This window comes from Pseudomonas sp. DCB_BI (assembly GCF_026240995.1).
Taxonomy (GTDB): Bacteria; Pseudomonadota; Gammaproteobacteria; order Pseudomonadales; family Pseudomonadaceae; genus Aquipseudomonas.
Genome location: NZ_JAPFCG010000014.1, coordinates 170454 through 176846, shown reverse-complemented (window position 1 = coordinate 176846; position 6393 = coordinate 170454). Strand labels below are relative to the sequence as shown.

Annotated in this window: 5 protein-coding genes and 1 rRNA gene; all 6 read left to right on the top strand. The window is 60.6% G+C overall.

Annotated features, from left to right (window positions below; translation table 11 throughout):
• Nucleotides 1–37 precede the first annotated feature (37 nt).
• The 6 genes from rrf (at nucleotide 38) to OO258_RS16895 (ending at nucleotide 6255) form a co-directional block, all read left to right on the top strand.
• A 5S ribosomal RNA gene (gene rrf, locus OO258_RS16920) occupies nucleotides 38–153 on the top strand.
• A gap of 419 nt (nucleotides 154–572) precedes the next feature.
• Nucleotides 573–2216, top strand: a complete 1644-nt coding sequence (locus OO258_RS16915) for an acetolactate synthase large subunit (protein ID WP_266031765.1) — start codon at nucleotides 573–575, stop codon at nucleotides 2214–2216.
• A 349-nt stretch (nucleotides 2217–2565) separates the two neighbouring features.
• On the top strand, nucleotides 2566–3462 hold the full coding sequence (locus OO258_RS16910) for a nitrilase family protein (protein ID WP_266031756.1): 897 nt from the start codon (nucleotides 2566–2568) through the stop codon (nucleotides 3460–3462).
• Nucleotides 3463–3472: 10 nt separating this feature from the next.
• On the top strand, nucleotides 3473–4627 hold the full coding sequence (locus tag OO258_RS16905) for a hypothetical protein (RefSeq protein ID WP_266031755.1): 1155 nt from the start codon (nucleotides 3473–3475) through the stop codon (nucleotides 4625–4627).
• Nucleotides 4624–5613, top strand: a complete 990-nt coding sequence (locus OO258_RS16900; protein ID WP_266031754.1) for an asparaginase — start codon at nucleotides 4624–4626, stop codon at nucleotides 5611–5613. The genes OO258_RS16905 and OO258_RS16900 overlap by 4 nt, the downstream gene beginning before the upstream one ends.
• 90 nt (nucleotides 5614–5703) lie before the next feature.
• Entirely contained in the window at nucleotides 5704–6255 is a 552-nt protein-coding gene (locus OO258_RS16895; protein WP_266031753.1) for a UPF0149 family protein, read from the top strand.
• Nucleotides 6256–6393: the final 138 nt, after the last annotated feature.

Here is a 6393-nt window from a genome sequence, read left to right as displayed (position 1 = left end):
ACAGAATGTCCATCTGGACATTCTGGCTACAGAATTTCTTGACGACCATAGAGCATTGGAACCACCTGATCCCATCCCGAACTCAGCAGTGAAACGATGCATCGCCGATGGTAGTGTGGGGTTTCCCCATGTGAGAGTAGGTCATCGTCAAGATTAATTTCGCAAAACCCCTATCTGCGCATGCAGGTAGGGGTTTTGTCTTTGTGGTCTGAGAAACCTTCAAGCCTCGCACACGCCTGCGGCCAGGCACACGTCTGCAACCTGGCACTGGTCACTGTAGGAGCGGGCTTGCCCCGCGAACACGGGCGAAGCCCGTGCCATCCACTGCGCCGCCTGTTTCGCGGGCACGCCCGCTCCCACAATGATCGCACTGGCGTTCAAAGTTGCTTCTGCAAAGACGCCATTGCAGCTCTGCGACAATATTGCAGTCACAACAACGTGACTTTCCTATGCCCACCCTACGTCAAGACTTTGATTCAGGGCACTCCTTGCCTCTGGACCGAGCGATGCCAGCGTACCGTGCTGCGCATTTCTGGACTTCCACCGTCCCATCACTTGAGGTAGCAAGCAAGATGGCCAAGGCCGCCGATGTCGTTGTGCAATGCCTGGAAAACGAAGGTGTCGAGTATGTATTCGGCATTCCCGGTGAAGAAAACCTCGACCTGCTCGAATCCCTGCGCAAGTCGAAGATCAAGCTGGTACTGACCCGTCACGAGCAGTCTGCAGGTTTCATGGCTGCCACCTACGGCCGTCTGACTGGCAAGACCGGCGTCAGCCTGTCGACCCTGGGCCCTGGTGCGACCAACCTGGTGACCGCTAGTGCTTACGCCTACCTGGGCGGCATGCCGATGATGATGATCACCGGCCAGAAGCCGATCAAGAAGTCCAAGCAGGGCCGCTTCCAGATCATCGACGTGTGCGGCATGATGGACCCCATCACCAAGTACACCCACCAGTTCGCCTCCGCCGACAACATCCCGGCGCGTATGCGCGAAGCCTTCCGCCTGGCTGAAGAAGAAAAGCCGGGCGCCGTGCACCTGGAGCTGCCGGAAGACATCGCCGCCGAGCAAACCGACGCCCTGCCGATCCCGCGCAGCCTGCACCGCCGCCCGCTGGCCGAGCACGTGGCCATCGAAGCCGCTGTAGACAAACTGCAGAAGGCTCGCAGCCCGATCCTGGTGATCGGTGCCGGCGCCAACCGCAAGATGACCGCCAAGGTCCTCAAGCAGCTGATCGACAAGACCGGTATCCCGTTCATCACTACCCAGATGGGTAAAGGCGTGGTCGATGAGCGTCACCCGCGCTTCCTGGGGAACGCTGCGCTGTCGTCTGGTGACTTCGTCCACCGCGCCATCGAAGCGGCCGACCTGATCATCAACATCGGCCACGACGTGATCGAAAAGCCGCCGTTCTTCATGGTCCGTGGCGGCACCGAAGTCATCCACATCAGCTTCCGCTCCGCCGAAGTCGATGCGGTGTACTTCCCGCAAGTGGAAGTGATCGGCGACATCGCCAACGCCGTGTGGCAGATCGGCGAAGCGCTGACCGAGACTTCGCACTGGGACTTCACCCGCCTGATGGCGATCCGTGAAGCCAACGAAGCGCAGATCGCCGAAGGTGGCGACGACAACCGCTTCCCGGTCTACCCGCAGCGCATGGTTGCCGACATCCGTCGCGTGTTGCCGTCCGAAGGTATCGTTGCCCTGGACAACGGCATCTACAAGATCTGGTTCGCCCGTAACTACAAGGCGCACAAGCCGAACACCGTGCTGCTGGACAACGCCCTGGCGACCATGGGCGCTGGCCTGCCGTCGGCCATGGCGGCGCACCTGGTGTACCCGGACCGCCCGGTGATCTCGGTATGCGGCGACGGCGGCTTCATGATGAACAGCCAGGAGCTGGAAACCGCAGTACGCCTGGGCATGCACATCACCGTGGTGATCCTGCGTGATGATGGCTACGGCATGATCCGCTGGAAGCAGGCCAACATGGGCTTCACCGATTTCGGCCTGGACTACGGCAACCCGGACTTCGTCAAGTACGCTGAAGCCTACGGTGCCAACGGCCACCGCGTGGAAAGCGCCGAAGGCCTGCTGCCACTGCTGGAGCACTGCATCAAGACCCCAGGCGTGCACGTGATCGACTGCCCGGTCGATTACAGCGAGAACGACCGCATCCTCAACAGCGAGCTGCGTGAGCGCGCGCTGGCGGTGTAAACAATCGCAAAGCAATGCCACATGGTCCGGCAGTCGCAGGCTCTATAGCCTGCGGCCGCCGGCTGGTGACAAGTAACAACCTCCTCCCATCTCGCCGTTCATCGATTCTCGAAACATCCGCATACAGCGTTGGATGACCGATCGTCGTCATTCACTGGTGGCTTCAGCCTGGCGCACTACCCACATTACCAAGTTGGGAAATAGCAGCGCTCGGGCGTTCTTGTGGGGCGTTTCCTACTCCATCAATTCCTGAGTCCTGCAACGCCATAGGAACTGCCCGACTGTCGCTCTTTCGCCCAACCCCGGTTTACTGGCGCCCTTCCAAAACAACCATAAAAAGGAAGCCGCCATGTCTGAACACCGCTCTGCCGTAAGCCCTGTACGTCTCGCCGTCATCCAGTACGACCCGCAGGTCGGGCTCGAACATTGCGATGGAAACCTGAGCAGAGGTCTGGCATTGGCCAGACGTGCAGCGCATGAAGGCGCCAATCTCATCGTGTTGCCCGAGCTGGCCAACACTGGCTACACCTTTCAATCCCGTGCCGAAGCCTATGCCCATGCTGAAACGCTGCACGATGGGCACAGCTTGCAAGCCTGGGCGGACTTTGCCAGGGAGCATCAGGTTTACCTGGCTGCGGGTTTCGCCGAACGTGACGGGTTGAAGCTTTACGACAGCGCTGTATTGTTCGGCCCTGAGGGTTTGCTCGGGCACTACCGCAAGGCGCATTTGTGGAACGAGGAAAAGCTCTGGTTCACCCCGGGTAACTTGGGCTTCCCGGTGTTTGAAACGCCGATTGGCCGTATCGGCCTGCTGATTTGCTGGGATATCTGGTTCCCGGAAGTGCCCCGATTGATGGCTGCACAGGGCGCCGACATCATCTGCAGCCTGAACAACTGGGTGTGGACGCCGCCGCCGCTGTTTGATGAAGCAGGGCGCTGCATGGCTACCTACCTGACCATGACGGCTGCGCATGTCAACAACGTCTATATCGCCGCCGCCAACCGTATCGGCGAGGAGCGGGGCGGGCGCTTCCTCGGTTGCTCACTGATTGCCGGCACCAATGGCTGGCCAATTGGGGAGGTGGCAAGCGCAGAGGAGGAGGGCATCCTGTATGCCGATATAGACCTCAGCAGTGCACGTTCGGCCCCGATCTGGAACGCCCTCAACGATCTGCCGCGAGATCGGCGTACCGACCTTTATGACGCAACCCTTGGCTATCGCCTGCATTCCCCGATGCCGCGCTGAGGAGTTGCCAATGAGCACATTACTCTTGCCGAACCGACGGCAATCGCCGCTGTTGATCTTTGCCTGCCTGCTGATACTGCTGGTTGCCAGTGTCATATACGGCAACTGGCCGGATTACGCGCAACTGGCTGCCACGCTCGATCAGCCACTGAGCCGCTTGCGCTGGATAGTCGGTGATATCAGCGAAGTGGCGTTCTACAAGCATGAACTCCCTGCCCTGGGGTTGCTGCTTGGGGCTTGCCTGGGGCATTGGGCCCATATGCGTGGCTACCGATGGCAGGGTTTCGCCATCTGCTATGGCAGCGGCTTGTGGCCCTGGGTGTTCGCGAGCTCGCTGCTGGGCCTGCTGCTCAGCCACGCTTTGTGGGGTTGGACCCTGGCCAGCGGCACCTGGCAACCGACGTTTGTTGCGTTCGTGTCGTTGCCGGCTGCGACGGTGCTGCTGTTCGGGGCGGGCTGGCGGGTAGCGATAACAGGCGCGGTTCTTGGCGCACTGCTCGTTACTCCTGCAAGCCTGCTGCTGGTCAACTATCTGTGCTACCCGCTGCAACTGCCGGTGGTGGTCGGCAATGTCAGTGGCATGGCATTGGCGAGCCTGGCGGCGTTCATACTGTGTAAGCGCTTCCCTTCATGGGTCAGGCCCAGCCACAAACCTGTTGCTGCCGAGCCCGTGGCAGGGCGTCCCGATTACGGCGTGATCTGGACCTTGCGCCGTGTGCTGGCAGATTTCAGCGAGGCGCCATTCCTTGGCAATGAGTGGGCCAGCCTTGGGCTATTACTGGGCGCATGCCTGGCTTATGTACTGGCACCCGCTGCACCGGCATATGGCTCTCTGTTGCTGATACCGATAATTACCGGCCAGGCGCTGGCGTCTTTGGTCGGTGTGGTGTTCTGGCGGCGTCAGTGGCAGGCACGAGGGTGGTACCCCACGTACATCCCTATCGTCTCGATCGTTCCGGCCGCAGTGCTTGCTCATGGTGGCAGCTGGCAAGTGATTGTGGCCAGTGCGGTACTGGGTGCATTAATGGCCCCGCCGTTGGCCGTTGCAATCACCCAGCGCCTGCCGGCCTACATGCATGGTTATATTGGCAATGTGATGTCCATGGCCATCAGTACGTTGGCGATCGTGCCAGTGGTGGGGGTACTTGCAGGAGGTAATGTATGAAAGCGGAAACGAAACTGCCAAGGCTAGCCATTGCCAGCCTGGGGGGAACCGTGAGCATGCAGGCGGGTGATGGCGGGTCAGGCGTCAAGCCCAAGCTTGGCTGTGAGGAACAACTGGCCAAGGTGCCGCAATTGTCCGAAATGGCTCACGTCGAAGCTGCCACGCTTGGGCTGTTGCCCAGTGCTTCGATGGGTTTTGCAGAACTGCTCGAAGTATTGCTCTGGGCGCAACGCGCGGTGGAGGGCGGAGCGCAGGCGGTCATATTGACCCAGGGTACCGACAGCCTTGAGGAAACGGCTTTTTTTCTCGATCTGCTCTGGTCTTCCGAGGCACCGTTGATAATGACCGGTGCCATGCGCGCGGCCAGCCAGCCGGGCAATGATGGCCCGGCGAACCTGCTGGCGGCGGCACACGTTGCCTTGGCTCAAGGCAGTCGTGGGCGTGGCGTGCTGGTGGTGATGAATGACCAGATTCACTGCGCAGCCAATGTCCGCAAGACGGCCAGCCTGGCCCTCACCGCGTTCAAGTCACCCGGAAGTGGCCCGATCGGCGACGTGGTGGAGGGCGTTGTGGTGTATCGCCATCCACCAGCTCACCGGGAAGTGCTACCGCTACCGCAATGCACCGATCACCGCGTTGCCTTGCTGGAAGCCTGCCTTGGCGCTGACACCGCGTTGTTGCAGGCCGTTGCCTCGCTGGGCTACGAGGGGCTGGTCATCGCCGGCTTTGGTGCAGGGCATGTCTCCAGTAGCTGGGCCAACGCGCTGGGCACGCTCGTACCGACCCTGCCAGTGATCGTCGCCACCCGCACCGGCAGCGGTCCCACCGCCTTGGCATCCTACGGTTTTGCGGGGGGCGAGATCGACTTGCAGCGCCAGGGCGTACACATGGCGGGGCAACTGTGCCCGCGCAAGTGCCGCATACTGTTGTGGCTGTTGATCGGCGCTGGCAGGCAGCATCAATTGCACAGCTGGTTGCCGCGTTGAGTGATCTGCCCGCGTAGCTGGAGGCGCGGGCAGCCCTTCGGCCACTACTGTGCTAGGGTGCACACACTTTTGCTTTCAGGACCCATCCTCATGCTTCCCCCACTCAGCGAAAAAGAACTCCACCGCCTGGCGGACCTGCTGATTACCTACGGCAATGACTACTCGGTACTGAACCTGGCCGAGCTCAACGGCTTTTTCACTGCACTGGCCAGCTCGCCGACCACCGTCACCCCTGAACACTGGTTGCCCGCAGTGGCCGGTGGCAAGGTGCCAAAGTTCAAGAAGCCGGCACATGAAGAAGCCTACGTGGCGTTGATGCTGCGCTACGCCAGTCAGGTGGCCGAAGAGTTGAGCGGCAACGTCGACCAGTTCGAGCCGTTGTTCGAGGAAAGCGAAGACGATCAGGGCACAGTGATCGTGATGGAAGAGTGGTGCTTTGGCTACATGCGCGGGACTCAGATCGCCGGCTGGGGCGCGTTGCCACCAGAGCAGGACCAATTGCTCAAGGCCATCTCGCTGCACGGGCTGGAGGATAACTTCGAACTATTGGACCAGCTGAGTGTTGAAGATATCCAGGCCTATGTGCCACACGTGATCGAGGCTGCGCGCCAGCTTTACCGCTTCCACCGCCCAGTTAATTGAAGTCAGTGACCACCTGATAACCGACCAGGAACGGGCGGACAGGTCCTACGGTATTATTCCGCTACGCGAAATTATGGTTTCCTCAGCGCACTGATTCTGCTGTGAGCCGAATCAGTGCAGCATGTGCTCCATCAGCCC